General features: G+C 43.5%; 26 protein-coding genes. 13 read left to right on the top strand and 13 right to left on the bottom strand.

All coding sequences use genetic code 11. The features are described 5' to 3' along the window. Positions 1-26 precede the first annotated feature (26 nt). Positions 27-821: a cytochrome C assembly family protein gene (locus tag OCU56_RS10410; RefSeq protein ID WP_261873166.1), complete on the bottom strand. Its 795-nt coding sequence runs from the start codon at positions 819-821 to the stop codon at positions 27-29. A gap of 149 nt (positions 822-970) precedes the next feature. Between OCU56_RS10410 and ffh the strand changes: the two genes are divergently transcribed. The 5 genes from ffh to rplS all read left to right on the top strand — a co-directional run bounded on the left by ffh (position 971) and on the right by rplS (position 4,610). Beyond that, entirely contained in the window at positions 971-2,359 is a 1,389-nt protein-coding gene (gene ffh / locus OCU56_RS10405; RefSeq protein WP_261873165.1) for a signal recognition particle protein, read from the top strand. A gap of 264 nt (positions 2,360-2,623) precedes the next feature. Next, positions 2,624-2,872: a 30S ribosomal protein S16 gene (gene rpsP / locus OCU56_RS10400; RefSeq protein ID WP_261873164.1), complete on the top strand. Its 249-nt coding sequence runs from the start codon at positions 2,624-2,626 to the stop codon at positions 2,870-2,872. A 32-nt stretch (positions 2,873-2,904) separates the two neighbouring features. Continuing rightward, positions 2,905-3,435: a ribosome maturation factor RimM gene (gene rimM, locus OCU56_RS10395; protein ID WP_261873163.1), complete on the top strand. Its 531-nt coding sequence runs from the start codon at positions 2,905-2,907 to the stop codon at positions 3,433-3,435. 21 nt (positions 3,436-3,456) lie between these two features. Continuing rightward, entirely contained in the window at positions 3,457-4,215 is a 759-nt protein-coding gene (trmD, locus tag OCU56_RS10390; protein WP_261873162.1) for a tRNA (guanosine(37)-N1)-methyltransferase TrmD, read from the top strand. A gap of 41 nt (positions 4,216-4,256) precedes the next feature. Beyond that, complete coding sequence (gene rplS, locus OCU56_RS10385) at positions 4,257-4,610, top strand: 50S ribosomal protein L19 (protein ID WP_261873161.1); 354 nt, start codon at positions 4,257-4,259, stop codon at positions 4,608-4,610. A 773-nt stretch (positions 4,611-5,383) separates the two neighbouring features. On the opposite strand, the gene yacG is transcribed toward rplS, so the two are convergent. The 8 genes from yacG to nadC form a co-directional block, all read right to left on the bottom strand. Continuing rightward, on the bottom strand, positions 5,384-5,578 hold the full coding sequence (gene yacG / locus OCU56_RS10380) for a DNA gyrase inhibitor YacG (protein ID WP_261873160.1): 195 nt from the start codon (positions 5,576-5,578) through the stop codon (positions 5,384-5,386). 23 nt (positions 5,579-5,601) lie between these two features. After that, positions 5,602-6,342 carry a cell division protein ZapD gene (gene zapD / locus OCU56_RS10375; RefSeq protein ID WP_261873159.1) on the bottom strand — a complete coding sequence of 247 codons (741 nt, stop codon included), beginning with the start codon at positions 6,340-6,342 and terminating at the stop codon, positions 5,602-5,604. A 43-nt stretch (positions 6,343-6,385) separates the two neighbouring features. After that, complete coding sequence (coaE, locus tag OCU56_RS10370) at positions 6,386-6,985, bottom strand: dephospho-CoA kinase (protein ID WP_261873158.1); 600 nt, start codon at positions 6,983-6,985, stop codon at positions 6,386-6,388. Then, complete coding sequence (locus OCU56_RS10365) at positions 6,985-7,863, bottom strand: prepilin peptidase (RefSeq protein ID WP_261873157.1); 879 nt, start codon at positions 7,861-7,863, stop codon at positions 6,985-6,987. Before OCU56_RS10365 ends, coaE begins: the two co-directional genes overlap by 1 nt. An 82-nt stretch (positions 7,864-7,945) precedes the next feature. Then, on the bottom strand, positions 7,946-9,151 hold the full coding sequence (locus OCU56_RS10360; protein ID WP_261873156.1) for a type II secretion system F family protein: 1,206 nt from the start codon (positions 9,149-9,151) through the stop codon (positions 7,946-7,948). Beyond that, a complete protein-coding gene (locus OCU56_RS10355; protein WP_261873155.1) occupies positions 9,144-10,694 on the bottom strand; it encodes a GspE/PulE family protein in 1,551 nt (516 codons plus the stop codon). The genes OCU56_RS10360 and OCU56_RS10355 overlap by 8 nt, the downstream gene beginning before the upstream one ends. A 10-nt stretch (positions 10,695-10,704) precedes the next feature. Next, positions 10,705-11,109: a pilin gene (locus OCU56_RS10350; protein ID WP_261873154.1), complete on the bottom strand. Its 405-nt coding sequence runs from the start codon at positions 11,107-11,109 to the stop codon at positions 10,705-10,707. Positions 11,110-11,528: 419 nt separating this feature from the next. After that, a complete protein-coding gene (gene nadC / locus OCU56_RS10345) occupies positions 11,529-12,416 on the bottom strand; it encodes a carboxylating nicotinate-nucleotide diphosphorylase (protein WP_261873153.1) in 888 nt (295 codons plus the stop codon). Between the two features lie 97 nt (positions 12,417-12,513). Here nadC and ampD point away from each other — a divergent pair, with 97 nt between their 5' ends. The 6 genes from ampD to hpt all read left to right on the top strand — a co-directional run bounded on the left by ampD (position 12,514) and on the right by hpt (position 21,093). Next, positions 12,514-13,056 carry a 1,6-anhydro-N-acetylmuramyl-L-alanine amidase AmpD gene (gene ampD / locus OCU56_RS10340; protein ID WP_261873152.1) on the top strand — a complete coding sequence of 181 codons (543 nt, stop codon included), beginning with the start codon at positions 12,514-12,516 and terminating at the stop codon, positions 13,054-13,056. Positions 13,057-13,294: 238 nt separating this feature from the next. Continuing rightward, entirely contained in the window at positions 13,295-14,068 is a 774-nt protein-coding gene (gene pdhR, locus OCU56_RS10335; protein WP_261873151.1) for a pyruvate dehydrogenase complex transcriptional repressor PdhR, read from the top strand. 63 nt (positions 14,069-14,131) lie between these two features. Continuing rightward, positions 14,132-16,795: a pyruvate dehydrogenase (acetyl-transferring), homodimeric type gene (gene aceE, locus OCU56_RS10330; protein ID WP_261873150.1), complete on the top strand. Its 2,664-nt coding sequence runs from the start codon at positions 14,132-14,134 to the stop codon at positions 16,793-16,795. A 27-nt stretch (positions 16,796-16,822) separates the two neighbouring features. Next, on the top strand, positions 16,823-18,691 hold the full coding sequence (gene aceF, locus OCU56_RS10325) for a pyruvate dehydrogenase complex dihydrolipoyllysine-residue acetyltransferase (RefSeq protein WP_261873149.1): 1,869 nt from the start codon (positions 16,823-16,825) through the stop codon (positions 18,689-18,691). A 248-nt stretch (positions 18,692-18,939) separates the two neighbouring features. Continuing rightward, the gene (gene lpdA, locus OCU56_RS10320) at positions 18,940-20,367 is read left to right on the top strand and encodes a dihydrolipoyl dehydrogenase (protein WP_261873148.1); all 1,428 of its coding nucleotides are present in this window, start codon (positions 18,940-18,942) and stop codon (positions 20,365-20,367) included. 198 nt (positions 20,368-20,565) lie between these two features. Beyond that, on the top strand, positions 20,566-21,093 hold the full coding sequence (gene hpt / locus OCU56_RS10315) for a hypoxanthine phosphoribosyltransferase (RefSeq protein WP_261873147.1): 528 nt from the start codon (positions 20,566-20,568) through the stop codon (positions 21,091-21,093). Positions 21,094-21,182: 89 nt separating this feature from the next. Here the strand turns inward: hpt and can are convergent, their stop codons facing one another. After that, on the bottom strand, positions 21,183-21,833 hold the full coding sequence (gene can, locus OCU56_RS10310; protein ID WP_261873146.1) for a carbonate dehydratase: 651 nt from the start codon (positions 21,831-21,833) through the stop codon (positions 21,183-21,185). A 95-nt stretch (positions 21,834-21,928) separates the two neighbouring features. On the opposite strand from can, the gene OCU56_RS10305 reads away from it, so the two are divergent. Beyond that, a complete protein-coding gene (locus tag OCU56_RS10305; RefSeq protein WP_261873145.1) occupies positions 21,929-22,852 on the top strand; it encodes an ABC transporter ATP-binding protein in 924 nt (307 codons plus the stop codon). Further along, positions 22,852-23,622 (top strand): ABC transporter permease, encoded by a 771-nt coding sequence (locus OCU56_RS10300; RefSeq protein ID WP_261873144.1) that lies wholly within the window; start codon positions 22,852-22,854, stop codon positions 23,620-23,622. Before OCU56_RS10305 ends, OCU56_RS10300 begins: the two co-directional genes overlap by 1 nt. An 83-nt stretch (positions 23,623-23,705) precedes the next feature. Here OCU56_RS10300 and OCU56_RS10295 read toward each other — a convergent pair whose 3' ends face one another. From OCU56_RS10295 to panB, 3 genes are all read right to left on the bottom strand, one after another. Continuing rightward, entirely contained in the window at positions 23,706-23,867 is a 162-nt protein-coding gene (locus OCU56_RS10295; RefSeq protein ID WP_261873143.1) for a hypothetical protein, read from the bottom strand. Between the two features lie 223 nt (positions 23,868-24,090). Beyond that, positions 24,091-24,942, bottom strand: coding sequence for a pantoate--beta-alanine ligase (gene panC / locus OCU56_RS10290; RefSeq protein ID WP_261873142.1), 852 nt, complete (start codon positions 24,940-24,942; stop codon positions 24,091-24,093). Positions 24,943-24,950: 8 nt separating this feature from the next. Continuing rightward, on the bottom strand, positions 24,951-25,745 hold the full coding sequence (panB, locus tag OCU56_RS10285) for a 3-methyl-2-oxobutanoate hydroxymethyltransferase (protein ID WP_261873141.1): 795 nt from the start codon (positions 25,743-25,745) through the stop codon (positions 24,951-24,953). Positions 25,746-25,765: the final 20 nt, after the last annotated feature.

The raw sequence follows: 25,765 nt of genomic DNA, 5'->3' as shown, positions 1-25,765 counted from the left end.
ACCTGTCAACTAAACGGGGGGAGCAATTATGTGAGTATGACTTCTCGCATGAATCGGCTACCAAAATAGGCTAAGGTCAGTATAAAAGCACCTATAATTGAAAACCAGGTTACTTTTTTTCCTCTCCACCCTTGTTTGTAGTGACCCCACAGCAAAAGATTGAAAACTAACCAAGCAATAAAAGAGAGCAAGGCTTTATGTGTTTTACCACTGCTGAAAAAATCTTCAACAAATAATGGACCGCTGATTAATGTTAAGGTGAGCAGGCTGTTACCTATTAAAATAATATTGAAAAGCTGGCGCTCAACCTTCATTAATGGAGGTAGGTTAGGGTTTAAGGCTTGTGAGGTTTTTTGTTTCAGTTTGTAATCTAGCCAAGCCAACTGTAGAGCATATAAAGCTGCAATCATCAGTGTGGCATAAGCAAATAGCGCTAGAGTGATATGAGCCACTAAACCGGGGGAGTGCTCAAAGTGAGTAATAAAGGTACCCGGAATAAACTCAGCAGCAATCAAACTTAAACATGAAAAACCAAAAGCAATGGGGAGCAGAAACCAAAGTCGAGTTTTGAACATGGCTAAACTGAGCACCAGAGAAATAATGAAGCTAACAAGGGATGCAACATTAAGAATGCTCATATTTTGCCCATAAGGGGCAAAAATACTTTCAAACAGCGTTGAAAAGTGCAAAATCAAGGCAGTAGACGTGATGCCTAACACTGTTTTTTTGTTTATCTCTGACTGACGTATTAGCCCTGGCAAGATAAGAAAGGTTGCCGTTAGGTATAGCAGTACGGCTAGTATAACAACCACAACGTTCATATTTGTCGACATTAGTATTTAGGGTTAAAACAAAATTATACACCTAATACCACATTACTGGCTATGTACTTATTTAGCATGGTTTTGTAAATAGAGCCTGTGAGGTATACTTTACGATATGAATCGCAACTTAACGCGAAGAGAGCACGATGTTTGATAACTTAACAGAAAGATTATCCAAGACGCTGAAGAACATCAGCGGTAAAGGTCGTCTGACCGAAGACAACATAAAAGAGACGCTACGTGAAGTACGTATGGCGCTTCTTGAGGCGGATGTCGCCCTTCCTGTGGTACGCGATTTTATCAAACGCGTAAAAGAAGGCGCGGTAGGGGTTGAGGTTTCTAAATCTTTAACGCCAGGCCAAGAGTTCATTAAAATTGTTCAGTCTGAACTAGAAGTGGTAATGGGGGAGTCCAACGAAGGACTTAACCTCGCAGCGCAACCACCTGCAGTGGTGTTGATGGCGGGTTTACAAGGTGCGGGTAAAACCACCAGTGTTGCTAAGCTATCAAAGCTTTTATCTGAGCGAGACAAGAAAAAAGTACTGGTTGTATCTGCCGATGTGTATCGTCCGGCGGCGATCAAACAGCTACAAACATTAGCAGAAGATGTGGGTGTCGATTTCTTCCCATCTAGCGCAGATCAGAAACCTCTTGCTATCGCTAATGCAGCCATTGACCATGCGAAGAAGAAATTCTACGACGTATTAATCGTCGATACCGCGGGTCGTCTTGCCGTTGATGAAGAAATGATGGCTGAGATTCAGCAGCTTCATAGCGCCATTAACCCAGTAGAAACGCTGTTCGTGGTTGACGCCATGACAGGTCAAGATGCGGCCAATACCGCTAAAGCGTTTGGTGATACATTGCCATTAACCGGTGTCATCTTAACGAAAGTAGATGGTGACGCGCGTGGTGGTGCTGCGCTATCGGTTAAACACATTACCGGTAAACCGATTAAATTCTTAGGTGTTGGTGAAAAAACGGATGCATTAGAACCGTTCCACCCTGACCGTGTTGCCTCTCGTATCTTAGGTATGGGGGATGTTCTGTCTCTTATCGAAGATCTACAGCGTAATGTAGATACTGATAAAGCACAGAAAATGGCGAAGAAGTTCAAGGAAAAGAAAGGCTTTGACCTTGAAGATTTCCGCGAGCAACTTGGCCAGATGCAAAACATGGGCGGTATGGCTGGCATGATGGGCAAACTACCGGGTATGGGTAATCTGCCTGACAATGTGAAAGACAAAGTCGATGACAAAATGTTTAAGCAGATGGAAGCCATTATTAGCTCTATGACAATGAAAGAGCGTAAGCGCCCAGAGTTAATTAAAGGTTCACGCAAAAAACGTATTGCAGCAGGTTCTGGTACACAAGTACAAGACGTAAACCGTTTGCTTAAGCAATTCACCCAAATGCAGAAGATGATGAAGAAAATGCAAAAAGGTGGAATGCGCGGCATGATGCGCAACATGCAAGGCATGATGGGTGGCATGGGTGGTGGTATGGGCGGAATGGGTGGACCATTCGGCCGATAGCGATTAGTTCGCTGTGAAACTTAACCTAACAGCGCTTAGGACTTCACTATAGGAAAAGGCTCTATTATTAAATAGAGCCTTTTTATTTTTAAGTTGTTAACTCCCTCACATTGAATTACTTGGCTAAAAAGTAGCTAAACCGCTTGCAAAGATTGGGAATAAGAGTAAAATTCCCGAGCTTTATTTTGGCACGAGACCCCGTATTACTCCGTTAAAAGAGTCGTTTGGGGTTAATTTTTTTATTGAGAAAGCAAAGAGGACGACATGGTTACCATTCGTTTGGCACGTCACGGCGCTAAAAAGCGTCCATTTTATCAAATCGTAGTAGCAGACAGCCGTCGCGCAGCTACAGGTCGTTTCATTGAGAAAGTAGGTTTCTTCAACCCTACAGCTCAAGGTCAAGAAGAAGGTCTACGTATTGACCTAGACCGTGTAACTCATTGGGTTTCACAAGGTGCTACAGTTTCTGACCGCGTAGCTAAGCTAGTTAAAGACGCTCAAAAAGCGGCTTAATCAGCAAATTCTTGATGTAAGGAAAAGAATGAATGAGTGAACAAAACGAAAAAATTGTCGTAGGAAAGCTCGGCGCTACTTATGGCATTCGTGGTTGGCTTAAAGTTCATTCCTTTACAGACGATGCTGAAAACATTTTCAGTTATAGCCCTTGGTTCTTGAACCAAAAGGGGGTATGGGTTGAGCACAAAGTAGAAAGCTGGAAGCGTCATAACAAAGGTTATGTGTGTAAGCTGGAAGGTCTTGATGTACGTGAAGACGCACATCTGTTGACTAACTTTGAAATCTCAGTAGCCCCATCGTCATTGCCTGAACTGTCAGAAGAAGAATTCTACTGGCGTGAATTGTTTGGAATGAAGGTTGTTACCACAAAAGGTTACGATCTAGGCGAAGTCACTGACATGTTAGAGACGGGTTCAAACGATGTTTTGGTAGTGAAAGCTAACTTGAAAGATGCTTTTGGCCAAAAGGAACGATTAATTCCGTTCCTTGAAGAGCAAGTGATCATTAAAGTTGATCGCGAAGCTCAACGGATCGAAGTTGACTGGGATCCAGCCTTTTAAATCAAAATTAGAGAGTGAACTATGTGGGTTGGCATAATAAGCCTGTTTCCAGAAATGTTCCGCTCTGTCACTGATTTTGGTGTAACAGGTCAAGCGGTAAAAAAAGGTCTTTTGTCTGTAGAAACGTGGAATCCCCGCGATTTTACACAAGACAAACATCGCACTGTTGATGATAGACCCTACGGGGGTGGCCCTGGTATGTTGATGATGGTACAGCCTTTGCGCGATGCTATTCACACTGCCAAACAAGCGGCTCCTGGAAAGACGAAGGTTATCTATCTTAGCCCTCAAGGTCGTAAACTCGACCAGCAAGGGGTAGAAGAGTTGGCAACAACGGAGAACTTGCTTCTCATTTGTGGTCGCTACGAAGGGGTAGATGAGCGCATCATACAATCTGAAGTTGACGAAGAATGGTCGATTGGGGATTTTGTGATGACAGGTGGTGAACTGCCAGCCATGACGTTAATTGACTCAGTATCACGGTTTATACCGGGTGTACTAGGGGATTTTGCGTCAGCAGAGGAAGATTCCTTTGCCAATGGATTACTGGATTGTCCCCACTATACGCGTCCTGAAGTGTTGGATGGAGAAGAGGTACCTGCGGTACTAAAATCTGGAAATCACAAGGACATTCGTCGCTGGCGGTTAAAACAATCGCTAGGCCGTACTTGGCTAAGAAGGCCTGAGATGCTGGGAAACCTAGCTCTGACTGACGAACAGGAAAAATTACTTGCCGAGTTCGTGAATGAACAAAAATGCACGAATAAAGACAGTAAGTAACCTATTAAATTTAGATTCAGTTTATTCTAGGGTATAGAAACATGAGTAATATCATCAACGCTCTTGAGCAAGAGCAAATGAAACAAGACCTACCTACATTCGCACCTGGTGACACTGTAGTAGTTCAAGTTAAAGTTAAAGAGGGCGACCGTGAGCGTCTACAGGCATTCGAAGGCGTTGTAATCGCTATTCGTAACCGTGGTCTACACTCTGCATTTACAGTTCGTAAAATCTCGAACGGTGAAGGCGTTGAGCGTGCATTCCAAACTCACTCTCCAATGGTTGATAGCATTGAAGTTAAACGCCGTGGTGCAGTACGTCGTGCCAAGTTGTACTACCTACGTGAGCGTTCTGGTAAGTCAGCTCGTATTAAAGAGAAACTTGCTAAGAAGTAATGCACAACCTGCATTTCTCATAAAGGACGGGAGCCATTAACGGCTCCCGTTTTTATTTTGGGCTTTTAGCTGGTTAATTTGCACCTTCGCGGCGTCGTCGATGCTCATGTACGAGTGCACACTGCGCGTCTCCTCCTTGCGAAGGCACAAATTTCCTGCGCTAAAAGACCCAAAATAGAGGCGAGGGTGGGGTAAATGATTGGTAAAAGCCTTATATTGGTTTTTGGTTAATTTGCACCTCGCGGCGTCGTCGATGCTCATGTGCGAATGCACACTGCGCGTCTCCTCCTTGCGAAAGCACAAATTTCCTGCGCTAAAAGACCCAAAATAGAGGCGAGGGTGGGGTCAATGATTGGTAAAAGCCTTATATTGGTTTTTGGTTAATTTGCACCTTCGCGGCGTCGTCGATGCTCATGTGCGAGTGCACATTGCGCGTCTCCTCCTTGCGAAGGCACAAATTTCCTGCGCTAAAAGACCCAAAATAGAGGCGAGGGTGGGGTCAATGATTGGTAAAAGCCTTATATTGGTTTTTGGTTAATTTGCACCTTCGCGGCGTCGTCGATGCTCATGTGCGAGTGCACACTGCGCGTCTCCTCCTTGCGAAGGCACAAATTTCCTGCGCTAAAAGACCCTAAATAGGTGTGATGGGTGGATTATTATTAGTAAAAGCCTAGGTATTCGGGGGGCTTGGATTCTTAGAGGGTGCGCTTGCTTGAGGTGTGGCATGCTGGGGTTGAGAGGATCATCTCAGAATCACGACCCTCTTTCTTTAATTAATACGGGTCTTCTGACCAGCCATCAGAGTCTGACATATCTGGTGCACCAGGGATTGAGTTTTCTTCGTCGGCCCAGTCGCCAAAATCGATCATTTGACACTTCTTACTACAAAAAGGGCGGTTAGGGCTTTGCTCTCCCCACTCCACATCTGCGCCACAGGTCGGGCAGGGTACTATGGTAACTTTAGTCATGTTTCTTTCTCTTAATGATATAACTAGCTACAAATAGCCAGTTCAAATTCTATGTCTTGAGTACTGGCTTGGCCACTATCAAAGTGAATGAATTTTATCGCAAAACGGTTCTTATGTCCTGAAACCATAGGATATACGCCATAATCATGGGCAAAATGCAGTCTGAGTATGTTAGCTTCGTCGGCATCACTTTGGTAAAAGCCATTACGGGCAATTTTAGGCGTAAACTGGGCTGAATTTCGGGTGAGGTTGAGCCACTGTTGCAAGGCGTGATTGAGTGGTGCAAGAGAGGTAAGCCATTGCTGCGCATGGGACATGCGCTTCTCTAGTGGCTGATGTAGCCAGTAATGTAAAGCCGGAAGATCAAAGCAACAGGCTCCACCGGGCAAGTTAAAGCGCTGTCGAATCGATGATAGGAAGTTATCTTCTTTGAGTTTAGTACCGAACCGTTGCGCTTTCAGTACCTCGGTATGCACTAAAGCGATCTCATTTAACAGTCCTTGTAAGCGTTTTTGGTCCACTCCAGGAACATTAAGCCAATGGCGGTATGTCAGCTTTAGTTTATCGAGATCTTTTAGTAATTCAGGTTTGAGCTGAATTTGGTCGAAGATATCTAAAAGATCGAACAATGAACGAAAAAGAACTTGATAGTGCTGGGTATCGGAAAAGGTTGCACAGTGCTGCGCCTGACGAATCAGACTTTCGATACGCAGATAGGTTCTGGTTTTTTCATTCAGTGGGTGTTCATATCTTTGGGTTATCATGTAATGAATCCGGCTTTAGACATATTGGTTATTCTCCCAGAAATCAGTCGCATAAAGCTAGATATTTACGATGTAAGTGAGCAATTTTTTCTTCTAAATCCTGACTTTCATCATCATTGCTAATAATATCATCGGCAATAGCGAGCCTTTGTTCTCGACTTGCTTGCACTTTAAGTATGGCTCGCACCTGATTTTCCGATACGCCATCCCTGTGTAAGGTCCGCTCGATCTGCGTCGTAGGAGAAACATCGACGACTAAGACTCGGTCAGCCATAGACTGCAGATTATTTTCCACCATAAGAGGAATCACCAGCAGACAGTAGGGAGAACGCACTTGTGTGAGTTGCTGTTGCATTCTTTGGCGTATCATTGGATGCAACAAGTTATCAATCCACTGTTTATTACTGCTGTCGGCAAACAGCAACTCTCGTAGAGTGACTCGGTTCAGCGTTCCGTCATTGTGTAAAACCCCCGCCCCAAATTTATCGGCGATGGCCTTTAGCCCAAGACTACCCACTGCAACCACTTCTCTTGCAACCAGATCAGCATCTACGATATCAATGTGGTAATTGTCATGAAAATGATTGGCTACGGTAGTTTTTCCGCTACCAATACCTCCGGTGAGGCCGATAATCAGTGTCATTAGTAGCCTCCGATATAGCGACTTAAATACCAGCGCACAATATCATTGCCGACAATAAGGTACACCCAACCTGCGATGGCTAAATAAGGGCCAAAGGGAAAGGCCTTTTCAATGCCTTGTTTTTTTAGTCTTAGCTGTATCACCCCAAAGACTAGACCGACTAGGGATGATAATAAAATAATTAATGGTAATGATTGCCAGCCAAGCCAAGCACCCAGTGCGGCCAATAATTTAAAGTCGCCATAGCCCATTCCTTCTTTGCCAGTAAGCAATTTGAACAACCAATAGACGCTCCACAAAGAGAGGTAACCTGCCATGGCGCCTATGATGGCATCTTGCAGTGAGATAGGGCTAATACCAAGTACAGACAAAGCCAAGCCTGCCCACATAAGAGGTAAGGTTAAACTGTCTGGTAACAACATAGTGTCGAGATCTATGAAGGTGGCGCACAACAGTACCCAAGTAAAGCCAAGTAGTGCTATGGCGTAGAGACCCGGCTGAAAATAGAGGGCTATCACTAAACACAAGGTGCCTGATAGCAGTTCGATAAGTGGGTATCTGGGGCTGATTTTACAGCTACAGCTTCGGCAACGGCCTCGTAAATTAAGCCAGCCTAAAACCGGGATGTTATCTATTGCTTTGATTTGTGTTTGACATTTAGGGCAGCGAGAACGAGGCAGGCTGAGATTAAAAACATCGGTAGGGACATTTAATTTTAACTCAGGGTAGGCTTCAGCAAACTCTTTTTGCCATTCTCTTTCCATGATGACAGGAAGGCGATAAATGACCACGTTGAGAAAGCTACCAATGATCAATCCAAGTATGGTGACCAATATCGGAAACAGCATTGGATAATATGTAAAATAAAAATCGAGCATTCTGCGCCCACAATTAAGGATGATGGTTCTGTTATGTTATCGCAACTTGGTACGCATGTTTATCTTAATCCTAGTGATATGGCTAACCAACCTCGCTCATCAGAGTAAAAATAGGCAAATACATAGATAAAACCAACCCTCCTACCAGCAATCCTAGAAAAACGATCATTATCGGCTCAATGCATTGCCCCAGTTTCTCGGTAGCTTCATCGACCTCTAGTTCAAATTGCGTGGCGAGTTTGTCGGTAATTATTGCCAGTGTCCCAGTGACTTCGCCAATGCTAAGCATTTTTAGCATTAAGGAGGGAATACACGAGATGCGTTTTAGCGCAGAGTACAAAGTACTACCTTGACGAATTTGTGGATTAATATGAGCTAATTGCGTTTTTAAATAAGTGTTATTGACCGCCGCAGTGGCATTATCTAAGCATAAAACAAGGGGGAGGCCCGCTTGAATGCCATTACTCAGTAGCAAATTAAAACGGGCCAGTTCGCCAGATAAAATACATGAGCCTAGTATGGGAGTAGCCAACACTTTTCGCGAGACTTGATAACGAAAAGAAGCAGACTTTAGGGCGAGGCGAAAGGCCGCTACAACGGCAACTATTGTCAGCAGAATATGTCCCGCATAGCGCTGTAAGAGTAAAGAGGCATCGAGGGTGAACTGGGTGATGGCAGGGAGGTTTGCTCCAAAACTGCTAAACAGACTAGAGAACTGCGGAATGACAAAAATCAGCATCACCGCCATAACTATACCGGCAATAATGATGACAGAGACAGGGTAGATCATGGCAGATTTTACCTGCTTAAGCAGTTTGCTGTTTTTCTCTCTATGTTGCGCACAGAAGTTTAGAGCCTTAGCCAGATCGCCGTTTGCTTCGCCAACCCGCACAAATTGCAAATACAGAGGGTCAAAATAGGTAAAATCGTGCATGACCGATGATAACGATTTACCTTGCTGAACTTGAAAGCTGATCTCTTCCATAAGGGCGGTGATCCCTTGGCGTGGGTTGCCTTGTTGTAACTGTGTCATCGCCACGGCAATGGGCAACCCTGAATCAAGCATTAAAGCTAGCTGCTGAGTAAAAACAGTAATATGGAGTGTGCGCACACTGTGCTTAACACTCATTAATGATGGAACGGGTTTAGGGACGAACTTGAGAAGGCGTATCTCTTTTAACTGCAACACTCTGCCAAGTTGCTCCGATGAGTAGGCCAGTGTACGGCCTGTTGTTTTTTGTCCAGAGTGTTGCACTCCAAGCCAATAGTACAAACGAAGTTTATTCATAACCTAGTACTCGTTGCACCTCATCAAGGGTGGTGATTTTGTTTTGCAATAGGCTGCTTGCCGCAAGGCGTAGATCGTGTTTGTCTATTAGGAAATCTTGTATTTGTTGGCGGCTGTAAGTCGGTTGTTTAGCTTGGTGTAGCAGGTCTCGGTTGACAGGCAATAGCTCAAAAACCCCAACTCTTCCTTTATAGCCGTTATGGCATTGATAGCAAGCTTGCTTTATCGGTTGTTGCTGGCAGTGCGGGCATGTTTTTCTTAATAAACGTTGAGCCAGCACAAGACGCAAACTGCTTTGCAGATCCGTCTGTTCAATACCTAATTGATAGAGACGCTCTAAAGCATCAAAAGCCGAATTAGTATGCAAAGTGGATAGAACCAAGTGCCCCGTTTGCGCAGCTTGAATGGCCATTTGTGCCGTCTCTTTATCTCGGATCTCTCCTAACATAATCACATCAGGATCTTGGCGTAATAGAGCACGTAAACTTTTAGCAAAACTGAGCCCTATGCCGGCATTAATTTGTATCTGATTCAATCCAGGCAAATGAATTTCAACGGGATCTTCTACTGTGCAGATATTAATGGTGTCACAGGTGAGTTGATTAAGGCATGAGTAGAGAGTAATGGTTTTACCACTGCCCGTAGGGCCAGTAACTAGGATTAACCCTTGGGGTTGATGTAACGCTTGCCGCAGGCAATGAAGTTGAGCTTGTTGTAAACCTAACTCGCTCAGTTGCGGTAGAGCCTGCTGTTCTTTAGCCAATCGCATCACCATTTTCTCTCCCCACAAAGTTGGGAGGGTAGAGACTCGTAACTCGATCTCTTTATCGTCTGACACTGGGTATTTCATGCGGCCGTCTTGTGGCAGGCGTTGCTCGGCTATATCAAGATCCGCATTAATTTTTATTTGGCTTATCAGAGCTTTAACCTCAGCAAGCGAAATGGTCAGTAAAGTGACCAGTAAACCATCACAGCGCATGCGTACACGGGCGCTATCTCGTTCGGCTTCAATATGAATATCTGACGCCTCACTTTGTAGGCTTTGCTGCATGATTTCTGGCAGAAGATTTAAGGCGTTAGTAGTGAGAGACTCACTTCGTAACAGGTTTAATATTTGCTGATAAAAGGATTGAAACTGCTCAAGGTCGGTGAGCATGAGTTGCGTGGTGAGGTTGTGATGAAATTGCAACTCTAAGGCAACGGATTTCAGGCTAGGATCATAGCTGACTAATTGCAACTGCTGAGGCTGATGTTGCAAGCTTATGGGTAAAATAGGGTGCTCGACTACCCAGTGCTCTAGGTGCAGCTCTTTGATAATGGCCATCACTTTTGCAACATGGCACTGTTGCCAAGGGGTGGAGAGATAGCTGAGTTGATGATTAAGGGCGAGCACCTCAGCTATGTGAGGAAGTGGGCACTCGCTTAGCTGAGAGACGCGACATAATAATTGCTCGGTGGATAGACTGTCCGTCTGTAAAAGTTGCTCTGCTGTCGTTTTCGACAGCAAAGTAGGCACTAAGGAGGCCAGAAGTGGGTGGCTCATTAGAGGAGACTCACTGACAACCTTTAGGGGGATCGATGCCAACTGCGCCACTCACAGTACAACTCCAACCGTTATCAACATCACGAGTAAAGGAAATGGAAGCTCCATTTAACGAACTACCAGAGCTATCAAAGTTAAATTGCAGGCTGTCTCCACTAATCGCAATTTCTCCAAGTGTTCCCGCCGCACTGGAGACGGTATTAATATCACTTAAGTTACTAGGGAAAGAGCCATTATCTAAATAAAATAACTCCGCTTTGGTTAACAATCCTCGTAAGGTTGAGGTGGCAGAAGCTAATTCGGATTTTTTTATATAGTCTTTATACATGGGTACAGCAATGGCGGAGAGCACGCCAATGATGGCTACAACGATCATTAATTCGATTAAGGTAAAGCCTTTTGTTGAGTGTTTCATAGTGGTTTATTGCCTTTGCGAGTGATTGCTGGTGGCAGTAAAACTAGACGTTGTAGAGGGAAAGAGAAGTCTTGAGTCAGTGGCTTGGCAACCGGATCGCACCGCATAAATAAAAGATGAAAGAAACAGGCATACATAGCGCGACGCACTCAGCATTAGCTCAAACACTTTCTCATACTTATACTCATCGTACTAAATAACGGGTCATTCTAGCGTGTTAAAAAACTCGATAACTGCGTTAGAGTGTTTGATTGTAGAATAACGACTTATCGAAAAATCCCGCCTTGTTTTCGAGCATTGTTTTCGATCATTTTTCCTGCGCTATTTCTGATCACTTACTTAGTGTGATTAGTAATGATATTTTTAATGAGACAAAAAAAAGGCCAGCAATGCTGGCCGAGTTATTTCGTGCTAAGTGCTTACTTAAAGCGCATAGATAAGTCTAAGGCTTTAAGGTGCTTAGTTAAGGCGCCGACGGAGATAAAATCCACCCCAGTTTCCGCCATTGGGCGAATCGTTTCTAAGGTGACGTTACCAGAGTTTTCCAGTACCGCGCGACCGTTATTAATTGCGACTGCCTCTCTCATCATATCTAGAGTGAAGTTATCTAACATGATGATATCAGCACCAGCCTCAATGGCTTTGCGCAGTTCATCAATGCTTTCGGTTTCTACTTCAACCGGTTTACCTGGAGAGAGTGCCTTTGCCGTAGAAATGGCGCGTTCAATACCACCACAAGCAATAATGTGATTCTCTTTAATGAGATAAGCATCAAATACCCCAATGCGGTGATTAAAGCCACCACCACAGGCAACGGCATACTTTAGGGCACTACGTAAGCATGGGATAGTTTTACGAGTATCAAGCAACTTACAGCCAGTGCCGTCAATTTTGCTGACATACTCAGCAACCACAGTGGCGCAACCTGATAACGTTTGGATGAAGTTCATCGCATTACGTTCACCGGTAAGGAGAGTGCGCGCAGAGCCTGTTAATGTGCATAGTGTTTGGTTTGGTTCAACGGTATCACCGTCTTGCACATGCCACTTTATAGTGACTTGTCTACCTAACTGTTTAAACACTTCATCTGCCCACATTTGTCCACAAAACACGCCGTGTTCACGGGTGATGATGGTTGCGGTTCCCTGGGTGTCCTCTGCGATTAAATTAGCGGTGATATCGACCGATGCATCTAGTGTGCCACCAAGATCTTCTTTAAGAGTGTCCTCTACGGCGCGAGAAACCTCATAGGGTAATTGCTGCTTTAGGTACGCTAAACGAGCGTCGCTGTCGTGGGTATTTGTCATATCCAAAACTTTCACTATATTGTCTAAACTTGATTTGTGCTGAATGATACTCTGGCTTGAATTATAATTCAGCAATAATTGATCATAGGTAAGAAAAATGTCTTCATCATCATGGTATTCACTAGCCAAAGTTGTTCCCTCACCTCACTGTGATGACAGACCTGATCCTAGTGATATATCGTTATTAGTCATCCATAATATCTCTTTACCACCAGGGGATTTTACGCAAAATAATATAGAGGCTTTCTTTCAAGGTCAGTTGCAGGCAAGTGCTCATCCTTTTTTTGAGCGTATCAGCGCCATGAGAGTATCGGCTCATTGTCTCATTAAGCGTGATGGGGAAGTGGTGCAGTTTGTTCCTTTTGCAAAACGCGCTTGGCATGCGGGCGTATCTTGTTTCGCTGGCAGAGAAAAGTGCAACGATTATTCCATTGGCATAGAGCTTGAGGGAACCGATAGCCTCGCTTATAGCGAAGCTCAATATCTAGCCTTAGCCGAACTGACCCGCTATTTACTTAGCACATACACTCAGTTAACTCCGTTGCGTATTACCGGCCATCAATACATTGCCCCGCTACGTAAAACCGACCCCGGTTTATCTTTTAATTGGTCTAAATATCATAAGATGATTGCAAAATAGAGCATACCCGATATATTTGTCATACAAATTGTCAGGGGTAGATGAGAGAGTGTCTGCACACATCTTTTAACAATCCACCTACAAAACGCCGTTTTTTTAGCCAGAATATGTTATCAACCTCCTTGTTTTATGATTTAAATCAAGTTTTTCTAGACAAAAATTGATTTCATATGTTAAGTTTCGCATCAAGTTCAAATTGGTAATACCAATTTACACCGAGCAGGAAGCAGAGATTTAGATGCAAAAAGTTTCTTTTCAAAGCATTCGCCAACCTAAATTATCCGATGTGATAGAAAGAGAGTTGGAAATATTGATTTTGGATGGGATCTTATCTCCAGGCCAAAAATTACCGGCAGAGAGAGAATTAGCTAAGCAGTTTGATGTTTCTCGGCCGTCTGTACGTGAGGCAATCCAAAGGTTAGAAGCCAAAGGATTGCTAACTCGTCGTCAAGGTGGGGGAACTTTTGTTTGTGAGAGTTTGTCTTCTAATTTAGCCGATCCTCTTTTGAACCTGCTTGCGAATCATGCTGATACGCAAAGAGATTTACTTGAAACGCGACATGCCCTTGAGGGGATTTCAGCCTATTTTGCAGCGTTAAGAGGAACAAAAGAAGATTTTCAGCGTATTACTCAATGCCAAAAAGCAATGAGTGTCACGGTGGATAGTGGCGATGTTGAAAGTGAAGCCGAAGCGATCATGGAATTTTTGATTGCTATTGCTGAGGCGTCACACAATGTTGTATTGCTGCACATTGTTCGTAGCTTATCTCCACTGCTGCAAAAGAATGTGTCACAAAATTTGATGCTGCTACACAGCCGTGAAGACGTAATACAAAAGCTAAATGAGCACAGAGCGGATATCGTTGAGGCCATTACATCGAGAGAGCCACACCGAGCCCGTGAAATGTCGGAAACTCATTTAGCATTTATAGATGAAACATTGTCGAGTTTGACGCAAGAGCAAGATAGAAGAGCTCGTTCATTACGTCGAATTCAACAGAATAAACAGTAAGCTTTTGCTTAGGGTATAACACCCTAGTAGTTGACCTAACTTAATAAAAAAGGATAGTTCGCAATGTCTGATAAGAAGCATGACGTTGATGCTCTGGAAACTCAAGATTGGTTAGAAGCCCTTGAGTCAGTAGTACGTGAAGAAGGTGTAGAACGTGCACAATTCTTACTAGAACAAGTTCTAGATAAGGCGCGTTTAGACGGTGTTGACATGCCAACTGGCATTAACACAAATTACATCAATACCATTCCAGCAGCGCAAGAGCCTGCTTACCCTGGTGATGTAACACTTGAGCGTCGTATTCGCTCAATCATTCGTTGGAACGCAATCATGATTGTATTGCGTGCTTCTAAGAAAGACCTAGACCTTGGTGGTCACATGGCTTCTTACCAGTCTGCAGCCGCATTCTACGAAGTCTGTTTCAACCACTTCTTCCGCGCTCCAAATGAGACGGACGGTGGCGATCTGGTTTATTATCAAGGTCATATTTCTCCAGGAATCTACTCTCGCGCATTCGTTGAAGGTCGCTTAACTGAAGAGCAACTCGATAACTTCCGTCAAGAAGTAGACGGTAAAGGTATCCCTTCTTACCCACACCCTAAGTTGATGCCTGAATTCTGGCAGTTCCCAACCGTTTCTATGGGTCTAGGTCCTATCTCTGCTATTTATCAAGCACGTTTCCTTAAATACCTTGAAGGTCGCGGTCTGAAAGAAACGTCAGCACAACGCGTATACGCTTTCCTAGGTGACGGTGAGATGGATGAGCCAGAATCACGCGGTGCAATCTCTTTTGCTGCTCGTGAAAAACTGGACAACCTATGTTTCCTAATCAACTGTAACTTGCAGCGTCTAGATGGCCCTGTAATGGGTAACGGTAGCATCATTCAAGAACTTGAAGGCCTATTTAAAGGCGCAGGTTGGAACGTTGTTAAAGTTATCTGGGGTAGCAACTGGGATTCACTACTAGCAAAAGACACCACTGGTAAGCTTCTTCAACTAATGAACGAAACTATCGATGGCGACTACCAAACATTCAAATCTAAAGATGGCGCCTATGTACGTGAGCACTTCTTTGGTAAATACCCTGAAACAGCAGCACTTGTTGCCGATATGACTGATGACGAAATCTTCGCTCTTAAGCGTGGTGGTCATGATTCATCTAAACTGTTTGCAGCGTTTAACAATGCAAAAGAAACCGGTGGCAAGCCGACAGTAATCCTAGCTAAAACCGTTAAAGGTTACGGCATGGGTGATGCGGCTGAAGGTAAAAACATTGCCCACGGCGTGAAGAAAATGGACATGACTCATGTTCAACATCTTCGTGACCGTCTAGGCCTGCAAGACATTCTTTCTGACGAGAAAGTCAGCGAACTGCCTTACTTGAAACTAGAAGAAGGCACGCCTGAGTATGAATACATGCATGCTCGTCGTAACGCTCTACATGGTTACACTCCAGCGCGTCTGCCTAAATTCACTCAAGAATTTAAAGTACCAGAACTGGAAGAGTTTGCTCCTCTACTGGGTGCTCAAAAGCGTGAAATCTCAACAACAATGGCTTACGTTCGTACTTTGAACATTTTGTTGAAAAACAAAAATATCGGTAAGAACATTGTGCCAATCATCTGTGATGAAGCGCGTACATTTGGTATGGAAGGTCTATTCCGTCAAATCGGTATTTACAACCCACACGGCCAAGAGTACACACCTGAAGATAAAGGCATCGTTTCTTATTACAAAGAAGCAACGTCTGGTCAAGTTCTTCAAGAAGGTATCAACGAACTCGGTTCAATGGCGTCTTGGGTTGCTGCTGCAACGTCATACAGCACCAACAACCTGCCAATGATCCCATTCTACATCTACTACTCAATGTTTGGTTTCCAACGTATTGGTGACATGGCATGGTTAGCAGGTGACCAACAAGCTCGTGGCTTCCTACTGGGTGCTACAGCCGGTCGTACAACACTTAACGGTGAAGGTCTACAGCACGAAGATGGTCATTCGCACATTCAAGCGAACATCATTCCTAACTGTGTTTCTTATGACCCAACATTCGCTTATGAGCTAGCGGTTATCATGCAAGACGGTATTCGTCGCATGTACGGTCCTGAGCAAGAGAATGTTTACTACTACCTAACCGTAATGAACGAAAACTACGCAATGCCAGCAATGCCAGAAGGCGCTGAAGAAGGCATTCGTAAAGGTATTTACAAGCTAGAGTCTCATGAAGGCGCGAAAGGTAAAGTTCAACTATTGAGCTCAGGCACAATTATGAACGAAGTTCGTAAAGCCGCTGAAATCCTAAGTGCAGAGTATGGCGTAGCGTCAGATGTATTCTCTGTGACTTCTTTCAATGAATTGACTCGTGATGGTCAAAACATTGAGCGTGACAACATGCTTCACCCTGAAGCGGAAGCGAAAGTACCTTACATTACAACGGTTCTAAGTGATGCGCCTGCAATCGCAGCTACGGATTACATGAAGAACTACGCTGAGCAAGTACGTGCTTACGTTCCTGCTGAGTCATATAAAGTACTGGGTACTGATGGTTTCGGTCGTTCTGATAGCCGTGACAACCTACGTCGTCACTTCGAAGTTAATGCTGGCTACGTAGTTGTTGCTGCATTGAGTGAACTGGCTAAGCGTGGTGATGTTGATAAGTCTGTCGTGGTTGAAGCCATTGCTAAATTCAATATCGACACTGAAAAAACTAACCCGCAATTTGCATAAGACTTCCATTTAGTAAGGAAAAAAACAATGACAATCGAAATTAATGTACCCGATATCGGTGCTGATGAGGTTGAAGTAACTGAGATTCTAGTTAACGTTGGCGACAAAGTTGAAGAAGAGCAGTCACTGATCACTGTTGAAGGCGACAAGGCTTCAATGGAAGTTCCTGCATCTCAAGCGGGTATTGTTAAAGAAATCAAAGTGGCTGAAGGTGATTCAGTTTCTACGGGTTCTTTAATCATGATTTTCGAAGAAGCTGGTGCGGCGCAAGCACCAGTAGCTCCAGCGGTTGAAGCAGCACCTGTTGCAGCTCCTGCAGGCGCATCTGAATTGAAAGAAGTTCACGTACCAGACATTGGTGGTGACGAAGTCGAAGTGACTGAAATCATGGTTGCTATTGGCGATACAGTAGAAGAAGAACAATCTCTTCTTACTGTAGAAGGCGACAAAGCGTCTATGGAAGTACCAGCACCATTTGCTGGTACGGTGAAAGAAATCAAAGTGGCTTCTGGCGACTCTGTTTCTACTGGCTCTCTTATTATGGTCTTTGAAACTGGTGCGTCAGCTCCAGTAGCCGCGGCTCCAGTAGCGGCAGCACCTGTTGCAACCGCTTCTGCAGTGCAAGACGTGAACGTACCAGATATTGGCGGTGATGAAGTAGAAGTTACTGAAATCATGGTTAAAGTTGGCGATGCAGTAGAAGAAGAGCAATCTCTAATTACTGTTGAAGGTGATAAAGCTTCAATGGAAGTTCCAGCACCATTTGCAGGTACAGTTAAAGAAATCAAGATTGCTGAAGGGGATTCAGTAACTACGGGTTCTTTAATCATGGTATTTGAAACTGCTGGTGGTTCAGCGCCAGTAGCGCCTGTTGCTCAAGCCGCAGCACCTGTTGCCGCTCCAGTATCAGCGCCTGCCGCTAAAGCAGAAGCCGCGCCTGCTGCGAACGATTTCCAAGAGAACCACGAGTATACTCATGCTTCTCCTGTTGTTCGTCGTCTTGCTCGCGAGTTCGGTGTTAACCTTTCTAAAGTTAAAGGTACAGGCCGTAAGAACCGCATTCTAAAAGAAGACGTGCAAACGTTTGTTAAAGATGCCCTTAAACGTCTAGAGTCTGGTGCGGCTGCATCGGGTAAAGGCGACGGCAGTGCACTTGGTCTACTACCTTGGCCAAAAGTGGACTTTAGCAAGTTTGGTGAAACTGAAATCCAGAAACTGTCTAAAATTAAGAAAATTTCTGGCGCTAACCTGCACCGTAACTGGGTAATGATCCCGCATGTTACACAGTGGGATAATGCCGATATCACTGAAGTTGAGAAGTTCCGTAAAGAACAGAACGCTTTTGAAGCGAAGAAAGACTCTGGTATCAAGATCACACCACTTGTGTTTATCTTGAAAGCCGTAGCTAAAGCGCTAGAAGAGTTCCCTGCATTTAACTCATCTCTTTCTGAAGATGGCGAAAGCATCATTCTTAAGAAATACGTGAACGTAGGTATCGCGGTAGATACACCGAACGGTCTTGTTGTTCCTGTCTTTAAAGACGTGAACAAGAAAGGTATCTACGAGCTATCTGCAGAATTGTCCGCTATTTCTAAGAAAGCACGCTCAGGTAAGCTTACTGCAGCTGACATGCAAGGTGGTTGTTTCACTATCTCTAGCCTAGGTGGCATTGGTGGTACTGCATTCACTCCTATTGTTAATGCTCCAGAAGTGGGTATTCTAGGTGTATCTAAGTCTGAGATGAAGCCAGTTTGGAACGGCAGTGAATTTGTTCCTCGCCTAATGCTTCCATTGTCTCTATCTTACGATCACCGAGTGATTGATGGTGCAGAAGGTGCACGTTTCATTACCTTCTTGAACCAGTGCTTAAGCGATATTCGTCGTTTAGTAATGTAACAATCTAAAGCAGCTCGTAAGAGCTGCTTTTATCACTCCTAGTGTTGGCAATAGCTTATTTACATTAGGGGTGATATTTATCGCAATTTATTAACAACACTAGACAAAATCTGAGATAAGATGCGTCGATTTGTTGTATGGCTCACAGCCTAAATGGAATTAGTTTTCTCTTAGTTTACAACTTTGTAAACTGAGGTGACGGACATACCCAATTAGCCTGTTAGGGATAATGACTACAAGAGGTCAAAATGAGCAAAGAAATTAAAGCCCAAGTTGTAGTACTTGGTTCTGGTCCTGCTGGATATTCTGCCGCTTTCCGTTGCGCAGATTTAGGTCTTGAAACGGTACTGGTTGAACGCTACAGCACTTTAGGTGGTGTTTGTTTGAACGTGGGTTGTATCCCATCGAAAGCACTTCTTCACGTTGCTAAAGTTATCGAAGAAGCAAAAGCGATGGCTGAACACGGTGTTGTTTTTGGTGAACCAACCACAGACATCAGCAAGATTCGTATCTGGAAAGAAAAAGTAGTAGATCAACTTACTGGCGGCCTTAATGGCATGGCTAAGATGCGTAAAGTAACGGTTGTTAACGGTTACGGTAAATTTACCGGTCCTAACACCATTCAAGTTGAAGGTGGTGAAGAGTCTACTACAGTGACTTTTGACAATGCCATCATCGCAGCGGGTTCTCGCCCAATTAAACTGCCATTTATCCCACATGAAGATCCACGTATTTGGGATTCTACGGATGCACTTGAACTGAAAGAAGTACCAGAGAAACTGCTTATCATGGGCGGCGGTATCATCGGTCTTGAAATGGGTACGGTATATCACTCTCTAGGTTCTAAAGTTGACGTTGTAGAGATGTTTGATCAAGTTATCCCTGCAGCTGATAAAGACATTGTTAAAGTCTTCACTAAACGCATTAAAAACAAGTTCAAGCTAATGCTTGAAACTAAAGTGACTGCGGTAGAAGCAAAAGAAGACGGTATCTACGTTTCAATGGAAGGCAAAAAAGCCCCTGCGGAAGCGGAGCGTTACGACGCGGTTCTTGTGGCTATCGGCCGTGTGCCAAACGGTGCACTCATTGACGCTGAAAAAGCGGGTATCGAAGTTGACGAGCGTGGTTTCATCAATGTTGATAAGCAAATGCGCACTAACGTAGCTCATATCCACGCTATCGGTGACGTTGTTGGTCAACCAATGCTTGCGCACAAAGGTGTGCATGAAGGCCACGTAGCGGCTGAAGTGATTTCTGGTAAGAAACACTACTTCGATCCTAAAGTTATCCCATCAATTGCTTACACAGAGCCTGAAGTGGCGTGGGTAGGTAAAACTGAGAAAGAAGCGAAAGCTGAAGGTCTTAACTACGAAGTGTCTACTTTCCCTTGGGCCGCTTCTGGTCGTGCAATCGCTTCAGATTGTGCTGATGGTATGACTAAGATGATCTTTGATAAAGATACTCATCGCGTAATCGGTGGTGCTATTGTTGGTACTAACGGTGGTGAACTTCTTGGTGAGATTGGTCTAGCTATCGAAATGGGTTGTGATGCGGAAGATATCGCTCTAACCATTCATGCTCACCCAACGCTACACGAATCTGTTGGCTTAGCAGCTGAAGTATTTGAAGGCTCTATTACTGACCTGCCAAATAAAAAAGCGGTGAAAAAGAAGTAATTTCTTAGTCATTGAAAATTAAGATTCATTATAAACCCAGCTCTTTAGCTGGGTTTTTTTTTAGGTTTGAAAGTTTGTTTGTTACAATGCACGCCCATTTTAAGCTCAAGCAATTTTATCCATAGATCTGTAAAGTTTTGCGAAAAAGTTACGGTCCATGACTATAGTTGATGCGAGCCTAGTAAACGAGAGAACAGTATGAAACATACCGTAGAAGTGATGATTTCCGAACAAGAAGTTCAGGAAAGGGTACAGCAGCTTGGAGCGCTAATTAATGAGCATTATAAAGATAGCCAAGAGTTGGTCATGGTAGGGCTTCTACGTGGCTCTTTTGTGTTTATGGCTGATTTATCTCGAGCGGTAACGGTTAATCATAGTGTTGATTTCATGACAGCATCAAGCTACGGCAACACGATGGAAAGCTCTCGTGATGTACGAATTCTTAAAGACCTAGATGATGATATTCAGGGTAAAGACGTACTGTTAGTCGAAGATATTATCGATACGGGCAACACTTTAAGCAAAGTGTGTGAAATTTTATCCATACGTGAACCTAATTCAATTCAAATCGCGACCTTGCTGGATAAACCATCTCGCCGTGAAGTTAAGGTCGATGTACAGTGGATTGGCTTTGAAATTCCGGATGAATTTGTGGTTGGTGTTGGTATCGATTACGCCCAAAAATATCGTAACTTACCTTACATTGGTAAAGTTATCCCATTGTAGGGTACAAAAAAGCAAATACTCACATAGGCTGAGTATTTGCTTTGCTAGTTTACCAATAAAAAATAAACGTATTGGTATTCGGCTGTCAATTACGCTTGGTTTAAGATCTTAGCCATAGCTTCAGGGAAGTTTTTCTCTAAAGTTTTATGACTAGAGCAACGCACGCCAAGATCTTCGAGTTTACCGTCGCCAATACCATAGACGACACCGTGGATCTCTACATCTTGCCCTCTTTCCCATGCGGATTGCATAATAGTAGAGTTGGCTAAGTTGTACACTTGACCTGCGACGTTAATTTCACATAGCTTGTCAGTTCTAGCCTCTGGTGAGAGCTTATCTAGCATATCGCGATGCTTTAGGTACAGGTCGCGAATATGAAGTAACCAGTTGTTAATTAAGCCTAATTTCGGGTTTTCAATTGAGGCGTTAACACCACCACAACCATAGTGACCACAAATAATGATATGTTTAACTTTTAACACGTCAACGGCGTATTGAACAACGGATAAGCAATTTAAATCAGTATGTATTACTTGGTTAGCCACATTTCGATGAACGAACAGTTCTCCAGAAAAGAGGCCGGTTAATCGCTCTGCTGGAACTCGGCTATCAGAACATCCTATCCATAGGAAGTCTGGATTCTGTCCTTGTGCTAATGTAGTAAAGTATCCTGGCTCATCAGCCTTAAGAGATTGTGACCATTTGGAATTATTCTCAAACAATAGTTTAATTTCTGGCATGTTAAGTCCTTTATTGAATCTTAAGTTACTATACCGAAAAAATATGCAAATCAAATCCGATTTGTGACAAATATTAATTGAGAAAATAAGCGCATATGTACGCATTAGAAATAGAGAATCTACGAAAAACCTATAAAGGTGGCTTTGAAGCGCTGAAAGGCGTCTCTCTTCAAGTAAAAAAAGGCGACTTTTATGCTTTGTTAGGGCCTAACGGTGCCGGCAAGTCAACAACCATTGGTATCATTTCTTCTTTAGTGAATAAAACGTCTGGGGAAGTGTCTGTTTTTGGATACAACCTAAGTAAAGATTTGGAATTGGCGAAACAATACTTAGGCTTAGTGCCGCAAGAGTTTAACTTCAACATGTTTGAGACCGTAGAGCAAATTGTCTTACAACAAGCGGGTTATTACGGCGTATCTAGAGCGGATGCAAAACAGAGAGCGAAGAAGTACCTATCACAGCTGGATTTATGGGATAAACGCCATGAGAGAGCACGCAGTTTATCCGGTGGCATGAAACGCCGTCTAATGATTGTACGAGCGTTAATGCATGAACCTAAGCTACTTATCCTCGATGAACCTACCGCGGGTGTAGACATCGAACTACGTCGCTCTATGTGGGGGTTCTTACAAAAGATTAACGAAGAAGGGATAACCATTATCCTAACAACCCATTATTTGGAAGAGGCGGAAACGCTATGTCGAAATATCGGTATTATCAATCGTGGTGAATTAATTGAAAATACCAGCATGAAAAACTTGCTAAATAAACTGCAGGTCGAAACCTTTATTCTCGATTTAGAAGAGGGTGCCGAGCCTAAACCTTTACATGATGTAGTAAGCCAGCATTTTATTAATGGCTCTCTAGAGATTGAATTGAAGCATAAGCAAGGGTTAAACCATGTCTTTTCTCAACTTACCGATGCCGGCATAAAAGTGCTGTCAATGCGTAATAAAGCCAACCGCTTAGAAGAGTTATTTGTCACCATAGTGCGAGAGCAAGCAAAGGAAAAACAGTAATGTATTCAGTATATTGGACTGCATTTAAAAGTTTATTAAGAAAAGAGATCAACCGATTTACACGCATTTGGGTACAAACATTAGTCCCACCTGCTATAACGATGACGCTCTATTTTATTATATTTGGTAATTTAATTGGTTCACGTATCGGGCAAATGAATGGCTTTAGCTATATGGAATATATAGTGCCCGGCTTGATCATGATGAGCGTGATCACCAATTCATACTCAAATGTCGCTTCATCATTTTTTAGTGCTAAATTTCAAAAGAATATTGAAGAGTTATTAGTTGCCCCTGTACCTACCTATGTAATTATTGCTGGTTTTGTTATGGGAGGGGTAGTACGAGGATTATTGGTGGGTACCATAGTTACCATAGTCTCTTTGTTCTTTGTCGATTTACAGGTACATCATTGGGGCATAATTATTGCGACTGTCTTTATGACATCGGTAGTCTTCTCTTTAGGAGGGCTTATTAATGCGGTTTTTGCTGGAACCTTTGATGATATTTCTATTATACCGACCTTTATCTTGACGCCATTAACTTATTTAGGTGGTGTATTTTACTCAATTAATCTATTGCCTGAGTTTTGGCAGGGTATCTCAAAAATAAATCCAATAGTGTATATGGTAAATGCATTTCGCTATGGATTTTTAGGGGTATCTGATGTGGATATAGTCAGCTCATTTTCGGTGCTGACGATCTTTGTCGCTGTATTGTTTGCTGTAGCCTATCGTTTAGTCGATAAAGGTATTGGATTAAGAACTTAATTAGTGAATAGATTATATTAACAGAGTAAGGTATGGCGGCGATTAGTGCCATGCCTTACTTAAGTTACTGAAAATTAAATAAATTATTCTGTCACAACAAAACATTCAAATGTAGCAATAATTTCCATTCCTTCCTGATATTCAACCATTCTTAAATTTTCAGGAATATTCTCTTCTACATAGCATAGAAATTGCTTCTCATGAGCAGAATAAAATATCATATATGCTACAGGTTTATCCGCCATAGTTCTTGCTAGGACAAGTTGTCCTGAAATTGGTTTTTTGTCCTGCGTTACTTCTGATCACTTACTTAGTGTGATTGGCATGATCACACCACCAGCAACAAGGCCTCCAGCGGTAGTGCGTTCAATATCAATGCTTGCTAGAGCAAAACTTACGGTAATAGCTATTTGCCGGATAGAAAAAAAGCGAGCATTTAGCTCGCTTGTTTATGAGGTTAAGGCTTGCTTATTTTAGCGTCACAACCACATTGTCAATCAGTCGCACTTGACCTAAGAAAGCGGCGATTAAAATGACGGCTTCTTTAGTGTCAGTATTGACCTCGCCAAGAGTTCGAGCATCGCAAATAAACAGCTCATCTGGCTTCATTTCTGCGTCCACAATAGCTGCTTCACCAAGTTCGATTGTTGATGTAACATCTTGCGGATGAGCAAGTAAATGGTCGGCCATTTTGTGCATGGCTTGGGCAAGGCGCGGAGCAATAGCTCGCTCTTGCTCGGTTAGGCGATTATTACGAGAACTCATCGCCAGACCATTTTCTTCACGTACGATAGGCACTGGAATAATTTCGATGTCCATGGCTAGGTCTTCAACCATTTGGCGAATTACCGCCACTTGCTGAAAATCTTTTTCACCAAAACAGGCAATGTCAGGCTGAACCAAATTGAATAGTTTAGATACTATGGTGGTTACGCCACGAAAATGCCCCGGACGTGATGCGCCTTCTAGCATGTCGGAAAGTACCGGCACTTCAACAAAAGTGTGCTTGTCTAGCCCTTGAGGGTAAATGATCTCCGGAGTCGGAGTGAACACTAAAGCGGTACCTTGCTCTTCCAGTAATGCCAGATCTTGTTCTAGGGTTCTTGGGTAGTTTTGCAGATCTTCTGGATTGCCAAATTGTAATGGATTGACAAAGATGCTGACCACAACCACATCTGCCACTTGCTGCGCTTTGCGCACCAATGTGAGATGACCTTGGTGTAGATTACCCATGGTTGGAACAAAAGCTATGCGTTTTCCCGCTTGTTTAAAAGCACGAACTTGCTGACGAAGCTCAGCAGTATTATTGACGGTTAACATGCTTACTCCTAGGCAATCGTGTGATCAGGACTAGGGAAAGCACCTGTTTCTACATCGGTAATGTATTGAGTGACAGCCGAACGAATATCGCCCGTTTCTGCTAGGAAGTTTTTAGAGAATTTAGGCATGTAGTTGGCTGAAATACCTAACATATCATGCATTACTAAAATTTGACCATCGGTGACATTACCAGTACCAATACCGATAACTGGCACGTCTAATGCTTGTGTAATTCGTTCGGCAAGAGAAGATGGTACACACTCAAGTAAAATGATTTGTGCGCCGACTGCTTGCAGCTCTAGTGCATCTTTAACCATTTGATCCGCTTGTTGTTGATCACGACCTTGAACTTTGAAACCACCAAAAATATTGACCGATTGCGGGGTTAACCCTAAGTGGGCGCATACAGGAACAGCACGTTCTGTTAGCATGCGAACCGTTTCAGCAAGCCAAGCGCCGCCTTCCAGTTTTACCATGTTAGCCCCCGCTTGCATTAATTTTGCAGCTTCTAAACAGGCTTGCTCTGGTGTGGCATAACTCATGAATGGCATATCCGCCATCAATAAACTATTTGGACTACCAGCACGAACACAGCGTGTGTGGTAGGCAATGTCTGTAATTGTTACAGGTAGAGTATCCGGTTTTCCCTGAAGGACCATGCCTAAAGAGTCACCAACTAAGAGAACGGGCATCTCTTGTTGTTCAAATAGCTGAGCAAAGCTTGCGTCATAAGCAGTGGAAGAGGCAAATTTTCGGCCTTCTGCTTTAAGCTTCATTAACGTATTGATGGTTACTTTTTTCATTTTTATGCCTTTTACTGGAA

It is taken from the genome of Vibrio rarus (assembly GCF_024347075.1).
Taxonomy (GTDB): domain Bacteria; phylum Pseudomonadota; class Gammaproteobacteria; order Enterobacterales; family Vibrionaceae; genus Vibrio; species Vibrio rarus.
This window is presented reverse-complemented; position numbering and strand designations above follow the sequence as displayed.